This is a genomic window from Yersinia sp. 2466 StPb PI, assembly GCF_041538325.1.
Classification (GTDB): domain Bacteria; phylum Pseudomonadota; class Gammaproteobacteria; order Enterobacterales; family Enterobacteriaceae; genus Yersinia; species Yersinia enterocolitica_E.
Map to the genome: position 1 here is coordinate 200,121 of NZ_JAULSL010000001.1, position 17,935 is coordinate 218,055.

A 17,935-nucleotide genomic window follows, 5' to 3' on the forward strand; every position below is an offset into this window, starting at 1 on the left:
TCATGATACCGGTAACATGGTAAAATACGGAACCATAGAGAGCAGTAAAATTCCCATTCTGAGATAGAGATCAACATTATGGCAGGACATAGCATTATCGTGATGGGTGTATCGGGTAGCGGCAAAACCACGGTAGGAGAGGCTGTAGCCCGCCAAATCCATGCCAAATTTATTGATGGTGACGATCTGCATCCTCGTGCCAATATTCAGAAAATGGGCAGTGGGCATCCACTGAATGATGAAGATCGTATGCCGTGGCTGGAGCGTTTGAGTGATGCTGCCTACAGCCTGAATCATAAAAATGAAACCGGTATTATTGTCTGCTCAGCGCTGAAGCGCCGTTATCGTGATCGTCTGCGGGAAGGTAATCCGGGGATGGTGTTTATATATCTAAAAGGCAGTTTCGACGTCATCATGGAGCGATTAAAAGCCCGCTCCGGCCATTTTATGCCAACTGATCTGCTGAAAAGCCAGTTTGACGCGTTGGAAGAGCCAGGTTCAGATGAGCCAGATGTTCTCTGCGTCGATATTGATGCGGATATTGATAACGTGGTGCAGCGTTGTGTATTAGCACTGAAAAGTCGTAACTAAAGTGAGTTTATACCCAAGAGGGCGCGCCCCTCTTGGATTGCGCAATTGAGGCCAACCCTATTTGGTCAAATATGCCCGCACACCATCTAAAAACATCTGCGTAGATAGCATCACCAAAATTAACCCCATCAACCGTTCCAGCGCACTGACGCCTTTATTACCCAGCAGGCGCAGGAACAGATTCGACATCAGCAAAATCGCCGCAGACAACCCCCACGCAATCATCAACGCCAACACTAAATGGCTAATTTGATTAGGATATTGATGCGACAGTAGCATCAGCGTTGCCAGAATCGACGGACCCGCGACTAAGGGAATAGCCAGTGGTACTAAGAATGGCTCTTCCCCAGCCGATAACCCGGTAACGTTACTTTCTGGGGTGGGGAAAATCATCTTAATTGCGATTAAAAACAGAATAATACCACCCGATATCGACACCGTTTCAGTTCGCAGATTTAGGAACGCCAGAATCTTCTCGCCAGCGAATAGGAAAATCAGCATTAATATCAGCGCAATGAGCAATTCTCGAATCAATACGACTCGCCGGCGCTTAGGTTCCAGATGCTTGAGTACCGACATAAAAATCGGCAGATTTCCCAGTGGGTCCATAATCAAAAACAGCAGCACTGTTGCCGCAATCATCTCAGTCATTATTACCTCTAGGGACTGGCGTTTCCCGCCAATCAAAGCCACATATTAGGAAGATTGCTTTGAATCATTCTGGTATCGAATAAATTCACTTGCCACTTTGTCCATATTTTGTAAGGTGGTATCAGGTCTATCTTAGTCAGTCTGCCGTACCCTTACAGCGCGCAGTTATACAAGACAGGCATCCATTAATCGGTGTCACCTTCCAAGGCAGGACAGTAAACATGAAAAATGTTGGTTTTATCGGCTGGCGCGGTATGGTCGGCTCAGTACTCATGCAACGCATGATTGAAGAACGCGACTTTGACGGTATTCGCCCGGTCTTTTTCTCCACCTCGCAACATGGCCAGGCCGCGCCGACATTTACCGGCCAGCAAGGTACGTTGCAAGATGCTTATGATATTGATGCGCTGAGTGCATTGGATATTATCATCACCTGCCAAGGAGGAGATTATACCAACGAAGTTTATCCAAAGCTGCGAGAAATCGGCTGGAAAGGCTATTGGATCGACGCCGCTTCTTCTCTTCGTATGCAAGATGACGCAATTATTATTCTGGATCCGGTTAACCATAGTGTCATTCAACAGGGTTTAGATAAAGGTATCAAGACCTTTGCGGGGGGTAACTGTACCGTTAGCCTGATGCTGATGTCTTTGGGTGGTTTGTTTGCTAATAATTTGGTTGAGTGGGCATCAGTTGCCACTTATCAGGCAGCATCCGGTGGTGGCGCGCGCCATATGCGTGAGTTGCTGACTCAGATGGGTATGCTACATGCTGGCGTGGCTAAAGAGTTGCAAGACCCGGCCTCTGCCATTTTGGATATTGAACGTAAGGTCACTGCTGCAACCCGTAGTGGTACCTTGCCGACTGATAACTTTGGCGTACCGCTGGCAGGTAGCCTGATCCCGTGGATCGACAAACAACTGGATAATGGTCAGAGCCGCGAAGAGTGGAAAGGCCAGGCTGAAACTAACAAAATTCTGAACACCAGCAGCGTCATTCCAGTAGATGGTCTGTGCGTGCGCATCGGTGCGCTGCGTTGCCATAGCCAAGCCTTTACGCTGAAACTGAAAAAAGACGTGCCATTGCCAGAAATTGAGCAAATGTTGGCAACGCACAATGACTGGGTTCGTGTTATCCCGAACGACCGCGAGCTGAGCATGCGTGAACTGACTCCGGCTGCGGTAACCGGTACATTGAATACCCCGGTTGGCCGCCTGCGTAAATTGAATATGGGGCCGGAGTATCTCTCCGCCTTTACTGTAGGTGACCAGTTGCTATGGGGCGCGGCAGAACCATTGCGCCGTATGCTGCGCATCTTGATGTGATTGGTTATTAAGAGTAATAACCATAAAGCCCTGATCTTATGGTCAGGGTTTTTTTATATGATTAACACGGCTTTTTTGTATCCCTCGATGTGTCAGCAACTACGTTGCACGCCACCCGATACGGGCTTCGCACTACAGCAATTGGCTGATATTCAGCTCTTCCATTAAACGATAGTTATCTGAATAATCCACTGGGATGGCAATGACTGCCGGGCCTAATACATCCATAGCTTGATGCAATTTATGGGATAATTCGTCAGCAGATTCTACGGCAAAACCTTTCGCACCAAAGGATTCGGCGTACATTTTGAAATCAATCGGGCCAAAGCTAACTCCCGATGGCCGATGGTATTTTTTCTGCTGCTGTATTTCCACCATGTTGTAACCGTTATCGACCCAAATAATATGCAGTAAATTGCTTTTCAGGCGCACCGCAGTTTCTAGCTCCATACTCGATTGCATAAAACCGCCGTCACCTGATACGGATACGACCTTTTGATGTGGGTTCACCAGTGCGGCGGCAATGGCCCATGGCAGTGCAACACCCATAGTCTGTTGACCGTTTGACATCAAAATTTGACGGGTGCGGAAGCTGTAAAGATAGCGGGCAATCCAGATGTGAAAGCTCCCCATATCGACACATAGGGTCACGTCACTATTAACAATATTCTGCATTGCCCGGACTAAACGCAGCGGATGAATAGCGAAACCACTCATATGGTCAGCCCGGAGGGCCAAGTCTCGTCGTTGGCGGCAGCGCTCTTCCAATACCGCCTGTGTTGCCAATGTTAATATTAACGGGCCATGTATCCGGGGGGCTAATGCATCTATGGTAGCGGCAATATCGCCCAATAACTCTTTTTCCGGTTGATAGGCTGCATCTATTTCGGCGGGTAAAATATCCAGATGTATCAGTGTTGCCTGGCCGTTGTTCCATAGCGCTGGGTCATATTCCACAGGGCTATAACCGATGGTGATAATCACATCGGCTTGTTGTAGTAACTTGTCGCCAGCCTGATTATTAAACAAGCCCACCCGCCCGGCAAAATGATCAAAGTGCGCCTGATCAACCACCCCTGCGGCTTGATAGGTGCTGGTGACCGGTATTTTGCTATGGTGAAGTAAACGCCGAATGGCTTGAGCGTTTGCCGGCTGACTGGCCATCAATCCAAGGAGCAAAATGGGATTTTTAGCGTTGTTAATCAACTTAGCCACGGCAGTAATCTCATCCAAGGGTGCACCGCCATTGTGTGGACATGGTTGATGAATCAATGCCTGGCTGGTCACAGGGTTATTGAGGATATCTTGCGGCAGGCTAACAAAGGCCGCGCCCGGCCGACCAAATTCAGCGGTTCTAAAGGCATTACCCAGGACTTCTGACAGCGCCGCAGAGGCCGTCACCTCCGCACTAAACTTAGTTATCGGGCGAAAAATACTCACAGTATCCATACTCTGGTGAGTTATTTTCAGGCTATCGGCTCGTTTTACCGCGCCGCCCAGTGCCACCACTGGATCCCCTTCAGAGGTTGCTGTTGCCAGCCCGGTGACTAAGTTGGCGCAACCCGGCCCTGAGGTTACCAATGCCACGCCTGCTTTACCGGTTAGCCGGCCGATGGCCGCAGCCATGAAAGCCGCATTCGCTTCGTGGCGCACCACAATCGTTTGAATGCTGGAATCTTCCAGTGAATTAAATACTCGATCAATTTTAGCGCCGGGAATACCGAACACCTGCTTTACACCTTGCTGCTCTAAATGATTAACCACCAGATCAGCCCCGCACTGCCAAGCCTGAGTATGCGTTTCATTGGTCATGATGTGTTGTCCTCTATGGTTGATTTAGCCGCTATTAATTGATGTTTTACCGCCGGTTAACTTTCTACCGCGCGGATGGCGTTATTGAGATTTTGCGGGGAGAGATTGGCCTGGAGAAAATCAGCTTCCTGCGGCAGATCGATTACCAGTTTGGCCACGGTGCCGAAGGTCAGAACACCCTTTTCCAATTGGTAGTCGAGCACATGGCCACCGCCATTGCGGGTGTCAGTAATAAAATGCTCGTGGTAGCCAGCAACATTTATTCCTTGGGTATAGTCTGGGCTGCGAAAACCGATGATCACGCCATTTTGATGGGTGAAATCAAACGTCGGTTGCTCGGAGATGGCTTCAAGCATGGGTTTATAGGGGCGCTGTTGGCAGGGAACGGTGCGGGTTTCAACGTGGCTGAAGGTGCCATCAATACGCAGAGCACAAAACAGATTATCTGTTTTGGTAAGGTCATCAATCACATTATGGAGCTGCTTTCTGCTTATTTTATGTTCGAAACTGCGTTTTTCTGTCGGCTGAAAAAACGTCATTACTGCGAAAGGTGTCTTCTGTTCTGGTTGTGCTGAACGGGCGCTGCCATCGGATCGTAATTGATAAATTTTACTGTTTAGTGCGACTAATTCACCATCAAGATTGTTAAATGTTCCTAATCCAAAATCACCGTGTTTCAGTAGTTCTGCCATGGTGATTTGGCCTTCATAAACCCCACTAATTAGCGCGCTCATTAGTGATGTTTGATAAATAATGCACTCAGAATGCTTTTCTCTATAGGCAATAAAGCTTTTTACAATCTCTTGAGTACATGAACAATGCGATGTTATTGATTTAGTCATCTCTCTCTCCGTCTTACCTGTAACATAAATTATATTTATATTTACGTATAAGGTTGACGCTGAAAGAACATAAGTACCAATATAGGAATCCCACTTTTTTGATATCAATAATATATGGAACTACGTTATCTACGATATTTTGCTGCGGTTGCTTCAGCCCGCCATTTCACCCGGGCGGCTGAAAAGCTGGGTATCTCTCAGCCACCACTAAGTCAGCAAATTCAAAAGCTAGAGCGGGAGATCGGGACACCACTGCTACGTCGGCTCACGCGCGGTGTTGAACTGACTGATGCAGGGAAAGCGTTCTATGTGGATGCCTGTCATATATTGACGCTTACGGATGAAGCGATAGAGCGAGCTAAAAGTATCGCGCGCGGGGAGACGGGTAAGTTGCGGGTAGGTTTTGCCAGCTCGACAGCCTTCCAGCCCTTGGTATTGCGCCTACTCCACGCCTATCGGGATAAATATCCTGAGGTGATATTGTCACCCAGTGAAAAGACCATGCCGGTGTTAATGAATGATTTGCATAACGAACGCATTGATGTGGCTTTTATCCGTCAGCCATGTGATGCCAGTAATGAATTCACCTGTAAGGTGCTGGTGGAGGAAGATATGTTGCTGGTACTGCCCCATAACCATCAGTTGCATCGCTGCCCACAAATCAATCTGCAAGCGATACAGCATGAAAAGCTGATTACTTTCCCTCGCGAAGTGGCTCCCGGATTGTTTGATACCATTATCAGCGCTTGCTACCGTGCCGGATTTAAGCCGGAGCTGGGGCAACAATCCCCCCAGTTGGTGTCTGCCATAGGGATGGTGTCGGCAGGCTTTGGTTTTACTATCGTGCCTCGCTCACTGACAACTATTCAGACGAATAATATTACTTATCATGAGATTGACGATAGTTTGCTAAAAACCAAGATTACACTGGCATGGCGGCGGCATGAGCGCTCTGCCGCGGTACTTAATATGGTGAGTATCATTGCCCGCACGGGTAAGTAATTAACCGTTGTTAACCCTCACTCGCGGTGATAAAGGGCAATTTAAGTGTAATGCGCGTGAATTTATCTGCCTCGCTTAGGGCGGTGACACCATATTCGTTGCCATAGCGGACTTTAATTCGCCGGTCTACCAGATTCATCCCCAGCCCATCGCCGTTTGGTTGCGGTTGATACAAACCAGCATTGTCTTCCACTTCCAGTATCAACGTATTGCCCTCGAGCTTACCGTGCAAGGTGATGCGCCCGTTATTGAACATCTGCGCTATGCCGTGTTTGATGGCATTTTCGACCACGGGTTGCAGGGAAAAAGCCGGTAAACGCGCTTCCATCAATTCATCAGGTAATGAGATCTCAACGGAGAGGCGGTCGGCAAAACGTGCCTTTTCTATTTCCAGATAAGCATTCACATGTTCAATTTCATCGCTCAGCGTGACCACATCATGGCTGCGCTTGAGGTTCTTACGGAAAAATGTCGACAAAGAAAGCACTAGCTTGCGGGCATGGTCTGGATTACGGCGGATTACTACTGACAGGGTATTCAGTGCGTTAAAGAGGAAGTGAGGATTTACTTGCGCGTGCAGTAGCTTGATTTCTGATTGTGCCAATAGCTGTTTCTGTTGTTCAAATTCACCCGCCAGAATCTGGGCGGACAGCAGGTGAGCAATACCTTCACCCAATGTGCGGTTGATACTGGAGAACAATTTACTTTTTGGTTCATACAGCTTGATGCTGCCAATCACCCGATGCTCTTCACCGCGTAGTGGGATAACTAACGTGGAACCCAGTTTGCAATTAGGTGAAATAGAGCAGGTATAAGGGACGGCATTGCCATCGGCATAAACCACCTGATTCAACTCAATCGCCCGGTGGGTATGGTCTGAGGTGATAGCACTCCCCACAAGGTGATGGTCGGCGCCAGTACCGATAAATGCCAGCAGCTTCTCGCGGTCGGTAATTGCCACCGCGCCAACGCCCAGCTCCTCATACAAGATACGCGCCACCCGCATACTGTTTTGTTGGTCAAAACCATGGCGTAGTTGCCCCTCCGCCCGTGCGGCAATTTGTAATGCTTTGGCTGAGAAGGCGGTGGTGTATTTTTCGAAAATAGCCCGCCGGTCCAATAAGATACGCATAAACATGGCAGCACCAATGGTATTGGTGATCATCATCGGCAGGGCAATGTTTCCGACCAACTCGACAGCTTCATGGAATGGGCGAGCAACGGCCAAAATAATTAACATTTGCAGGACTTCAGCGACCAGCGTAATGCCTGCAACCACCAGCGGCTGGAACAGCAAGTCAAGGCGGTTTTTACGTATCAAATAGCTGTGGAGGAAGCCACCCAATAGCCCTTCAGCGACGGTAGACAACATACAGGCGGTGGCGGTCATCCCACCCATGGAGTAACGGTGCAACCCACCCGTCAGCCCTACCAGAAAACCGACCGATGGCCCCCCCAAAACACCACCTAACACAGCGCCGATAGCACGGGTATTGGCGATGGAGTCCTCAATATGCAGACCAAAATAGGTGCCCATGATGCAAAACATGGAAAACGTGAGATAGCACACCAGTTTGTGGGGCAGCCGAATGGTAACCTGCATTAACGGAATAAACAGCGGTGTTTTACTTAACAGATAGGCGATCACCAGATACACACACATCTGTTGTAGCAGGGAGAAAATCAGTTCGGCTTGGCTTACGCCCATATTGATAACCACAAATGCTAATTCTTGCCGCTATTGTAACCACATTTAGCCGCAGAAAGTTTTAACCGTCACCCCTTTTAAGCAAAAAGGGCCTTATATGGGCAAACGTCAGCTCAGTTCCCTGTTTTGGGCATTTCTACTGGCCGATGTTATCCGCACTGTTTTTACGTCTTAACTTAGGGTTTTACGTCATTCACGCACGCCTTACGCCGTTTAAACACTGTTTTTTTTGCTAATTCATATGAGAAAAAATTTCATTAATAGTAAGCCGATTTTTTTGGCGGCCTTTGACTATGCTTATAGTTTGGGTAAGAAAAGTTAACTGACGAGCTTTTACTGTCAGAAAATGAGTATTAGGGCATTAAATCAACTAATTGGTTAATCATTGACCTTAGTCACTCTTTAAACGCTAAATGGATTGCATGATGAAAAGGTCGGTTCTGCTGTCAGAGTTCAGAATTTGGCTCAAAATCATGCCGTTAATCATAGGAAGAAATCATGCCAGTACTTCCCGATCGTCAGGTGATTAATCAGATTATTTCCGGCCATTATGCCGATCCCTTTTCCATTTTGGGTATGCACCAAACTGCGCAAGGGTTACAGATATGCGCTTTGCTGCCAGATGCAAAAGAAGTCTGGCTGGTCGAAACGGAAAGTGGGCGTAACATTGCTCAGTTGACCAGTGAAGACCCGCGCGGTTTTTTCATTGCGAAGCTTCCTCGTCGTAAAAGCCCGTTTCGTTATCAATTAGCGGTTACTTGGCAAGACAGTCCCCAAATCATCGAAGATCCTTATCGATTCGGGACGTTATTGCAGGATATTGACAGTTGGTTATTGGCCGAAGGCACCCATCTACGCCCTTATGAACGTCTGGGCGGGCATTTAATGAGCCTTGATGGAGTCGCGGGGGTCAGTTTTGCCGTTTGGGCACCTAATGCCAAACGAGTGTCTGTGGTGGGGGAGTTTAACTTTTGGGATGGTCGCCGCCACCCGATGCGGTTACGGCGCGAAAATGGTATTTGGGAGCTATTCCTGCCCGGTGTACAAGCCGGCCAGTTGTATAAATTTGAGATAATAGACAGTAATGATCAGGTGCGCTTAAAAGCGGACCCTTATGCATTTGAAGCTCAGATGCGGCCAGAAACCGCCTCGTTGGTCAGCCCGTTACCTGAAGTGGTACAAAATACGCCAGCAAGACAGAAAGCCAATGATTTGCGCTCACCGGTTTCTATCTATGAAGTCCATCTCGGTTCATGGCGCCGCCATACCGATAATAACTATTGGCTCAGTTATGGCGAGTTGGCTGAGCAATTGGTTGAATACGTTAAATACATGGGGTTTACCCATGTCGAGCTGCTGCCGATTAACGAACATCCATTTGATGGCAGCTGGGGTTATCAGCCGCTCGGGTTATATGCACCGACCCGCCGCTTTGGTACTCCGCAGGATTTCAAAGATTTTGTTGCCGCATTCCATACCGCGGGGATTAACGTCATCCTTGATTGGGTTCCCGGCCACTTCCCGAGTGATGAACACGGGCTCATGCAGTTTGATGGCACCTCGTTGTATGAATATGCCGATCCGCGCGAAGGCTATCACCAGGATTGGAATACCCTGATTTATAACTATGGTCGTAATGAGGTCCGTAATTATTTGGCTGGCAATGCGTTTTACTGGATGGAACGTTTTGGTATCGATGCATTGCGTATTGATGCCGTGGCTTCGATGATTTATCGCGATTATAGCCGTGCTGAAGGGCAGTGGGTGCCTAACTATTATGGCGGGCGTGAAAATCTGGAAGCGATTGCTTTCCTGCGTTACACCAATCACACCATCGGCGTTGAGCGCCCTGGCGGTGTGACGATGGCGGAGGAATCGACCGATTTTCCTGGCGTGACATTACCGCCCGATGCCGGTGGATTAGGGTTTAACTATAAATGGAATATGGGTTGGATGCATGACACGCTCAATTACATGCAGTGTGATCCGATTCATCGCAAGTACCACCATAATCTGATGACTTTCGGGATGTTGTACGCCTATACCGAGAACTTTATCTTGCCTATCTCCCACGATGAAGTGGTGCACGGTAAGCGCTCGGTGCTCGATCGTATGCCGGGGGATGCCTGGCAGAAATTCGCCAACCTGCGTGCCTATTACGCGTTTATGTGGGCGCATCCCGGTAAAAAACTGCTGTTTATGGGCTGCGAGTTTGCGCAGGGGCGCGAGTGGAATTTCGATACCAGCCTGGACTGGCATTTACTGGATGATGAAAATGGCTGGCACCGTGGCGTGCAGCGTTTTGTTCGTGACCTGAACCACTGCTATCAACAACATGCGCCACTCTATGAATTGGATTATCAGCCCGATGGCTTTGAATGGCTGGTGGTAGATGACCACGAAAACTCAGTGTTTGCTTTCTTGCGCCGTGATGCGAATGGTGGCGAACTGATTGCCATCAGTAATTTCACACCGGTGCCGCGTTATGACTACCGTGTGGGCATTCCGCAGGCAGGGCATTATCGGGAAGTACTTAATTCTGACTCTGAGTTTTACCGTGGCAGCAATCTGGGTAATCAGGGGGGGATCCATAGCCAGCATGTCGGTAGCCATAACCACGCGCACTCATTGTTGTTAACACTACCGCCACTGTCGACTATTTACCTGTTACGGGAGGGGTAGGATGACTGGCCTTACCCGTGGTTCCCCGACACCGATTGGTGCCCATTTTGATGGGGCTGGGATAAATTTCACGCTGTTTTCAGCCCATGCTGAACAGGTCGAACTGTGTCTGTTTGATGACAATAACCAAGAGTTGAGGATTGCCTTGCCCGCCCGCAGTGGTGATATCTGGCATGGTTATCTGCCTGGAGGTAAACCGGGGCAGCGCTATGGTTATCGGGTCAGCGGGCCATTTGACCCACAACAAGGACATCGTTTTAACCCACATAAATTATTGATAGACCCCGGTGCCCATGCATTAGATCGCAAAGTGGCGGATGATCCAAGCTTGGAGGGGGGGGTTAATCAGCCCGATGAGCGCGACAGTGCTGCCGCCTTACCTAAGTGCATTGTGGTACATGAAGAATATGACTGGCAGGAGGATAAGTCACCGGCTATTCCTTGGGGCAATACCGTGATTTATGAAGCCCATGTACGCGGCTTAACCAAACTGCACCCTGATATTCCGGCTGACCTGCGTGGTAGCTATGCGGCGTTAGCTCATCCCGTCATGATTACCTATTTGCAAGACATGGGCATTACCACACTGGAGTTGTTACCGGTGCAATTCCACGTCGATGAACCTCGTTTACAGAAGATGGGACTGGGTAATTATTGGGGCTATAACGTGCTAGCGTCTTATGCCGTTGATCCTGATTATGCCTCGGGCCGTGACGGCATATCTCCGCTGCGAGAGCTACGGGATGCGGTCAAAGCGTTACATAAAGCGGGTATCGAAGTGATTCTCGATGTGGTGTTCAATCACAGCGCCGAATTGGATATTTTTGGCCCAACCCTGTGCCAGCGCGGTATCGACAATGCTAGCTATTACTGGCTCACTCCTGACGGTGAATACGACAACATGACTGGCTGCGGCAATACGCTGCGGCTTAATCATCCTAATGTCATGCAGTGGGTTATCGACTGCCTGCATCATTGGCTCGATAGCTGCCATGTTGACGGCTTCCGCTTTGATCTTGGTACCGTTCTGGGCCGCACGCCGGCTTTTGACCAACATGCCCCTTTATTTACCGCGCTGGCTGCCGATGAGCGGCTGCGTGCCTGCAAAATGATTGCCGAGCCTTGGGATATTGGTCTGGGAGGCTATCAACTGGGTAACTTCCCTACCGGTTTTAGTGAATGGAATGACCAGTATCGTGATGCGATGCGCCGTTTCTGGTTAAGGGATGACTTACCGCTGGGACTATTTGCTCAGCACTTTGCCGCTTCAAGCAATCTTTTCCAACAGCGGGGGCGTTTGCCTTCCGCCAGTATCAATCAAATTACCGCCCATGATGGTTTTACTTTGCAGGATTTGCTGTGTTTTAACCAAAAGCACAATCAAATCAATGGTGAGGAAAACCGTGATGGCAGTGATAACAATCTTAGTAATAATTTTGGTAGCGAAGGGTTGGTGGCTGATGAGGCTATCTGGCAACGGCGTAAGTCTTGTCAGCGGGCATTGTTGGCCAGCTTATTACTCTCGCAGGGAACGCCAATGTTACTGGCCGGTGACGAGCATGGTCACAGCCAGCAAGGTAATAACAATGCATATTGTCAGAACAACATCCTCACCTGGCTCGACTGGGGCAGTGCGGATCGTTCATTAATGACATTTACCGCCGATCTTATCCGGTTACGCCAGCAAATTCCGGCCCTGATTAAGGACGCATGGTGGCAGGAGGGTGATGGCAATGTGCAATGGCTGGATAGTCAGGGGCAAGTGCTGAGTGATGCAGCTTGGGAACATGGCTGCCAGAAACAGCTGCAAATTCTGTTGTCTCAGCGCTGGCTGGTGGTGATTAACGCCACTGGTCAAGAATGTGAAATACAGTTACCTACGGGGGAATGGGAGGTTATCCCTCCTTTTGGGCCGTCAGATCAGATGGAATCATTCACCGTATGGAACGGAGCCGCGCATGACATTTGCGTGCTCGTACTGAAATCTTAAGGAGTCAGCCATGGTTAAATTCGAAAATAAAGACCCATTGATGTTAGCCAGACAATTACCGAATAAATCTGTAGCGCTGATTCTGGCCGGAGGTCGTGGTTCTCGTCTGAAAGATTTGACCGCCACCCGTGCCAAACCGGCGGTACATTTTGGCGGCAAGTTCCGTATCATCGATTTTGCGCTATCTAACTGCCTGAATTCAGGTATCCGCCGTATCGGTGTCATCACCCAGTACCAGTCTCATACTCTGGTGCAGCATATTCAACGTGGCTGGTCATTCCTCAACGAGGAGATGAACGAGTTTGTTGATTTATTGCCTGCCCAACAACGTTTGAGCACCGAGCATTGGTACAAAGGTACTGCGGATGCGGTTTATCAAAACCTGGATATTATCCGCCGCTATGAGGCGGAATATGTGGTCATTCTGGCCGGTGACCACATCTACAAGATGGATTACTCGCGCATGCTCATCGACCACGTAGAGAAAGGCGCTGAGTGCACCGTTGCTTGTATCCCGGTACCCATTAACGAGGCCAATGAATTTGGGGTAATGGAGGTGGACGAGGATTACCAGATAACGGCTTTCTTTGAAAAACCTGCGAACCCGCCTTCAATGCCTGGACGGCCTGATATGGCGTTAGCCAGTATGGGGATCTATATTTTTAATGCCAATTATCTGTTCAAGTTATTAGAAGAAGATATGAATACCCCTGGCTCTACCCATGATTTTGGTAAAGATTTGATTCCCAAACTTACCGAACAGAAGGCGGCTTGGGCACATCCGTTTGATCTCTCCTGCGTGACCTCCAATGCCGAATTGCCACCTTATTGGCGTGATGTTGGGACATTGGATGCCTACTGGCGGGCCAACCTGGATTTGGCATCGGTTACACCAGAGCTGGATATGTATGACCGTGCCTGGCCAATCCGTACCCATATGGAGCCGTTGCCGCCGGCTAAGTTTGTTCAGGATCGCTCCGGTAGCCATGGCATGACCATGAACTCGCTGGTCTCCGGTGGCTGTATTGTTTCTGGCTCGGTAGTGGTGCATTCGGTGTTGTTCCCTCGGGTTCGGGTGAACTCGTTCTGTACCATTGATTCCACGGTATTGCTGCCTGATGTCAATGTTGGTCGCTCGTGCCGTTTACGCCGCTGCATTATTGATCGCGCCTGTCACATACCTGAAGGGATGGTTATCGGGGAGAACGCCGATGAAGATAGCGCCCGTTTTTATCGTTCGGAGGGCGGGGTGGTGCTAGTGACCCGTGCGATGCTGGCGAAATTAGCCGTCAACGTCAAATAGGGCTATTTTATTTATCCGATAGGTGTCAGGAGTCACGATGCGGGTCTTACACGTATGTTCTGAGCTATTTCCTTTGTTGAAAACAGGGGGATTGGCTGATGTTGTTGGCGCTTTACCTGCCGCACAAATTGCTGAAGGGGCCGATGTTCGGGTCATGCTACCGGGCTTCCCTGATTTGCGTCGTGGAATACCAGACACCGTGCTGGTTAGGGAGATAGACACCTTTGCCGGACGGGTTTCTCTGCGCTACGGCCATTATCAGGGCATTGGTATCTATCTTATTGATGCTCCGGGGTTATATGACCGCGCTGGCAGCCCTTATCACGACCAGTCGTTGCATGCTTACGCCGATAACTATCGCCGCTTTGCCTTGCTGGGATGGATGGCGTGTGAGCTGGCCTGCGGGCTGGATGGTTTCTGGCGTCCCGATGTGGTGCATGCCCATGATTGGCACGCTGGGCTGGCCTGTGCTTATCTGGCGGCGCGTGGTAGACCGGCACGATCAGTATTTACCGTCCATAATCTGGCCTATCAGGGGCTATTTGCCGGGTACCATTTGGCTGAGTTACAACTCCCCGCCGCATTTTTCCAAATGTACGGGTTGGAGTTCTACGGTCAAATTTCCTATCTGAAAGCTGGGCTGTTCTTTGCTGATCATGTCACTACTGTCAGCCCGACCTATGCCAAAGAAATTACCCAACCTGCTTTTGGTTACGGCATGCAAGGGCTGCTGCAAGAACGAGCCAGTCAGGGGCGTTTGACCGGCATCCTCAATGGGGTGGATAGCGCCATTTGGGACCCACAGAGCGATACCTTGCTGCACGCCTGCTATGACATAGAGAACCTGCAGCAGAAAGCGGTGAATAAAGTGCATCTGCAAACCACGATGGGGTTGGAGGTGACGGATAAGAAACCTATTTTTGCCGTGGTCAGTAGATTGACCGAGCAAAAAGGGTTGGATTTGGTGCTGGAGGCTTTGCCTGAATTACTGAAACTAGGTGGGCAACTGGCGGTCTTGGGGGCGGGGGATGCCATTCTACAAGAGGAGTTTTTGGCGGCAGCGGCAGACTATTCCGGCCAGGTTGGGGTACAAATTGGTTATCACGAGGCATTTTCTCACCGAATTATTGCCGGTGCGGATGTGATTCTGGTGCCTAGCCGTTTTGAACCTTGTGGGTTAACGCAGTTGTATGGTTTGAAATATGGCACTTTGCCACTGGTCCGGCATACGGGCGGGTTGGCAGATACCGTGGTGGATTGCGCGCTGGAAAATCTGGCGGATGGCAGCGCCTCGGGGTTTGTGTTTGATGAATGCGATGCGCAGGTATTGGTGCGGGCAATTCGCCGTGCTTTTGTTCTGTGGAGCCGGCCAAAACATTGGCGTCATGTTCAGCGCCATGCAATGGGGTTGGACTTTGGTTGGCAAGTAGCTGCTGGTCAATATCTGTCACTTTATCGGCGTCTCTAGTTGTCGATTTGTTGTAACCACGAATTGGGAAAACCGTTATGACATCACCGTTCAGTTATACCTCACCCGTTGTCAGTGTGGATGCGCTGAAACACTCGATTGCCTACAAATTGATGTTTATTGTCGGCAAAGATCCCTCGATTGCGACTCAGCACGATTGGCTGAATGCGACATTATTTGCGGTACGGGATCGGATGGTAGAACGCTGGCTACGCTCTAACCGCGCACAATTATCACAAGACGTTCGTCAGGTTTACTATCTGTCGATGGAGTTTTTATTGGGGCGAACCCTCTCTAATGCACTGTTATCTATGGGTATTTATGAAGATATCGAACAGGCGCTGGATGAGATGGGCCTCAATCTGTCAGAGCTGTTGCAAGAAGAAAACGACCCTGGGCTTGGCAATGGTGGCTTAGGCCGTCTGGCGGCGTGTTTTCTGGACTCACTGGCAACACTGGCACTACCGGGCCGTGGCTACGGCATCCGCTACGAATATGGCATGTTCAGCCAGAAAATAGTGGATGGCCAACAGATGGAGTCGCCAGATAACTGGCTGGAATATGGTAATGCCTGGGAATTCCCACGCCATAATACCCGCTATAAAGTGCGCTTCGGTGGCCGAATTCAGCAGGAAGGCAGCAAAACTCGCTGGCTGGAAACCGAAGAAATCCTCGCCTGTGCTTATGATCAAATCATCCCTGGCTTTGATACGGATGCAACTAATACACTGCGCTTATGGTCTGCGCAGGCCAGTAATGAAATCAATTTGGGCAAATTCAATCAGGGTGATTACTTTGCTGCGGTTGAAGATAAAAACCATTCAGAAAACGTATCACGAGTGTTGTATCCCGATGATTCTACCTATTCCGGCCGTGAATTACGTTTGCGACAAGAGTACTTTTTAGTGTCGGCGACGGTACAGGATATCCTCAGCCGCCACTGGACCATGCATCAGACGTTCGATAATCTGGCAGATAAGATTGCTATTCATCTCAATGATACTCACCCGGTCCTTTCCATTCCTGAAATGATGCGTCTGTTGATCGACGAACATAAGTTCAATTGGATGGATGCGTGGGACGTGGTGCAGCAGGTGTTCTCATACACCAATCACACGCTGATGACCGAAGCGCTGGAAACTTGGCCAATTGACATGATTGGCAAAATCTTACCGCGCCATCTGCAAATCATTTTTGATATCAATGATCACTTCCTCAAACTGGTGCAGGAACAATATCCGTCTGAACCAGAACTGTTGCCACGAGTCTCTATTATTGATGAAACCCATGGGCGGAAGGTCCGTATGGCATGGCTTGCGGTGATCGCCAGCCATAAAGTTAACGGTGTGTCTGCTTTGCACTCTGAACTCATGGTGCAGTCACTGTTTGCCGATTTCGCTCACATTTTCCCTAATCGCTTCTGCAATAAAACCAATGGGGTGACGCCACGGCGCTGGCTGGGGTTGGCTAACCGACCACTGGCTACGGTATTGGATGAGAGTATTGGTCACAATTGGCGGACTGATCTGAGCCAACTCAGTGAGCTGGAAAAAAACCTCGATTACCCCAGCTTCTTGCAGGCATTGCAAAAGGCCAAGCTGGAGAACAAAAAACGGCTGGCGGCTTATATTGCTGAAAAATTGAATATTGTGGTCAATCCGGGCGCGTTGTTTGATGTGCAAATCAAACGTATTCATGAGTACAAACGACAATTGCTGAATGTGTTGCATGTTATCACCCGCTATAACCGTATTCTCGAAGCACCGAATGAGAAGTGGGTGCCGCGCGTGGTAATTTTTGCCGGTAAAGCGGCATCAGCGTATTACAATGCTAAGCAAATCATTCGATTGATCAACGACGTAGCGAAGGTAATCAACAATGACCCTCGGATTAATAACCTACTGAAAGTAGTATTTATTCCAAACTATAGCGTGAGTCTGGCGCAGTTGATCATTCCGGCGGCTGACCTATCGGAACAGATTTCTCTGGCGGGAACCGAGGCTTCGGGTACCAGTAATATGAAGTTTGCCCTGAACGGGGCGCTGACCATTGGCACATTGGATGGGGCTAACGTCGAGATCCGCGAACATGTGGGTGAGGAGAATATCTTTATCTTCGGCAATACCACCGAACAGGTCGAGGTGCTGCGTAACAATGGTTATAACCCACGGAAATATTACGATGAAGATCCTGAATTGCACCTGGCATTGACGCAAATGGCGACGGGCACCTTTAGTCCCGAAGACCCTAAACGCTATACCAGCCTGTTCGATTCACTGGTTAATTTTGGTGATCACTACCAGCTATTGGCTGATTATCGCAGCTATGTGGATACTCAGGAGCAGGTTGATACGCTATATCGCCATTCGGACGAATGGACGCGCAAGACGTTACTCAATATTGCCAATATGGGTTACTTCTCTTCAGATCGTACCATTGAAGAATATGCCGACGAGATTTGGCATATTAAACCTATCCGGCTGTAGTTATATCCACTGAGCTAATAATAAAAACCCTCTTCAACAGTCAACTGTGAAGAGGGTTTTTTTAAGCAGATCGAT

The 17,935-nt window shown here is 49.2% G+C and carries 12 protein-coding genes; 8 read left to right on the plus strand and 4 right to left on the minus strand.

Annotated elements, in window-relative coordinates; genetic code table 11:
• Positions 1–78: 78 nt before the first annotated feature.
• Positions 79–591 (plus strand): gluconokinase, encoded by a 513-nt coding sequence (locus Q2T72_RS00800; RefSeq protein ID WP_083161277.1) that lies wholly within the window; start codon positions 79–81, stop codon positions 589–591.
• A 57-nt stretch (positions 592–648) separates the two neighbouring features.
• Here Q2T72_RS00800 and Q2T72_RS00805 read toward each other — a convergent pair whose 3' ends face one another.
• The gene (locus tag Q2T72_RS00805) at positions 649–1,242 is read right to left on the minus strand and encodes a YhgN family NAAT transporter (RefSeq protein WP_005186017.1); all 594 of its coding nucleotides are present in this window, start codon (positions 1,240–1,242) and stop codon (positions 649–651) included.
• 221 nt (positions 1,243–1,463) lie between these two features.
• On the opposite strand from Q2T72_RS00805, the gene asd reads away from it, so the two are divergent.
• Positions 1,464–2,567, plus strand: coding sequence for an aspartate-semialdehyde dehydrogenase (gene asd / locus Q2T72_RS00810; RefSeq protein WP_083161275.1), 1,104 nt, complete (start codon positions 1,464–1,466; stop codon positions 2,565–2,567).
• A gap of 132 nt (positions 2,568–2,699) precedes the next feature.
• On the opposite strand, the gene alsS is transcribed toward asd, so the two are convergent.
• Together alsS and budA are read right to left on the minus strand one after the other, a co-directional pair.
• Positions 2,700–4,379, minus strand: a complete 1,680-nt coding sequence (gene alsS, locus Q2T72_RS00815; protein ID WP_372568483.1) for an acetolactate synthase AlsS — start codon at positions 4,377–4,379, stop codon at positions 2,700–2,702.
• Between the two features lie 56 nt (positions 4,380–4,435).
• Positions 4,436–5,221 (minus strand): acetolactate decarboxylase, encoded by a 786-nt coding sequence (gene budA / locus Q2T72_RS00820; RefSeq protein WP_083161271.1) that lies wholly within the window; start codon positions 5,219–5,221, stop codon positions 4,436–4,438.
• Between the two features lie 114 nt (positions 5,222–5,335).
• Between budA and Q2T72_RS00825 the strand changes: the two genes are divergently transcribed.
• Positions 5,336–6,223, plus strand: coding sequence for a LysR family transcriptional regulator (locus Q2T72_RS00825; RefSeq protein WP_372568484.1), 888 nt, complete (start codon positions 5,336–5,338; stop codon positions 6,221–6,223).
• Positions 6,224–6,233: 10 nt separating this feature from the next.
• Here the strand turns inward: Q2T72_RS00825 and Q2T72_RS00830 are convergent, their stop codons facing one another.
• On the minus strand, positions 6,234–7,931 hold the full coding sequence (locus Q2T72_RS00830; protein WP_083163957.1) for a sensor histidine kinase: 1,698 nt from the start codon (positions 7,929–7,931) through the stop codon (positions 6,234–6,236).
• A 498-nt stretch (positions 7,932–8,429) separates the two neighbouring features.
• Between Q2T72_RS00830 and glgB the strand changes: the two genes are divergently transcribed.
• The 5 genes from glgB to glgP are packed head-to-tail and all read left to right on the plus strand — an operon-like array spanning position 8,430 to position 17,860.
• Positions 8,430–10,613, plus strand: a complete 2,184-nt coding sequence (glgB, locus tag Q2T72_RS00835; RefSeq protein ID WP_102970495.1) for a 1,4-alpha-glucan branching protein GlgB — start codon at positions 8,430–8,432, stop codon at positions 10,611–10,613.
• 1 nt (position 10,614) lies between these two features.
• Positions 10,615–12,603 (plus strand): glycogen debranching protein GlgX, encoded by a 1,989-nt coding sequence (gene glgX, locus Q2T72_RS00840; protein WP_372568485.1) that lies wholly within the window; start codon positions 10,615–10,617, stop codon positions 12,601–12,603.
• Between the two features lie 10 nt (positions 12,604–12,613).
• Positions 12,614–13,906, plus strand: a complete 1,293-nt coding sequence (gene glgC / locus Q2T72_RS00845; RefSeq protein WP_083161267.1) for a glucose-1-phosphate adenylyltransferase — start codon at positions 12,614–12,616, stop codon at positions 13,904–13,906.
• Positions 13,907–13,943: 37 nt separating this feature from the next.
• A complete protein-coding gene (gene glgA, locus Q2T72_RS00850) occupies positions 13,944–15,374 on the plus strand; it encodes a glycogen synthase GlgA (RefSeq protein WP_372568486.1) in 1,431 nt (476 codons plus the stop codon).
• Positions 15,375–15,412: 38 nt separating this feature from the next.
• Positions 15,413–17,860, plus strand: a complete 2,448-nt coding sequence (gene glgP / locus Q2T72_RS00855; protein WP_083161263.1) for a glycogen phosphorylase — start codon at positions 15,413–15,415, stop codon at positions 17,858–17,860.
• Positions 17,861–17,935 lie beyond the last annotated feature (75 nt).

Excerpts from the sequence above, each read along its gene's own strand:
- alsS (WP_372568483.1), bottom strand. The coding sequence starts at position 4,379 with ATGACCAATGAAACGCATACTCAGGCTTGGCAGTGCGGGGCTGATCTG.
- glgA (WP_372568486.1), top strand. The coding sequence starts at position 13,944 with ATGCGGGTCTTACACGTATGTTCTGAGCTATTTCCTTTGTTGAAAACA.
- glgB (WP_102970495.1), top strand. The coding sequence starts at position 8,430 with ATGCCAGTACTTCCCGATCGTCAGGTGATTAATCAGATTATTTCCGGC.
- glgX (WP_372568485.1), top strand. The coding sequence starts at position 10,615 with ATGACTGGCCTTACCCGTGGTTCCCCGACACCGATTGGTGCCCATTTT.
- Q2T72_RS00825 (WP_372568484.1), top strand. The coding sequence starts at position 5,336 with ATGGAACTACGTTATCTACGATATTTTGCTGCGGTTGCTTCAGCCCGC.
- glgP (WP_083161263.1), top strand. The coding sequence starts at position 15,413 with ATGACATCACCGTTCAGTTATACCTCACCCGTTGTCAGTGTGGATGCG.
- Q2T72_RS00830 (WP_083163957.1), bottom strand. The coding sequence starts at position 7,931 with ATGGGCGTAAGCCAAGCCGAACTGATTTTCTCCCTGCTACAACAGATG.
- Q2T72_RS00805 (WP_005186017.1), bottom strand. The coding sequence starts at position 1,242 with ATGACTGAGATGATTGCGGCAACAGTGCTGCTGTTTTTGATTATGGAC.
- Q2T72_RS00800 (WP_083161277.1), top strand. The coding sequence starts at position 79 with ATGGCAGGACATAGCATTATCGTGATGGGTGTATCGGGTAGCGGCAAA.
- budA (WP_083161271.1), bottom strand. The coding sequence starts at position 5,221 with ATGACTAAATCAATAACATCGCATTGTTCATGTACTCAAGAGATTGTA.
- asd (WP_083161275.1), top strand. The coding sequence starts at position 1,464 with ATGAAAAATGTTGGTTTTATCGGCTGGCGCGGTATGGTCGGCTCAGTA.
- glgC (WP_083161267.1), top strand. The coding sequence starts at position 12,614 with ATGGTTAAATTCGAAAATAAAGACCCATTGATGTTAGCCAGACAATTA.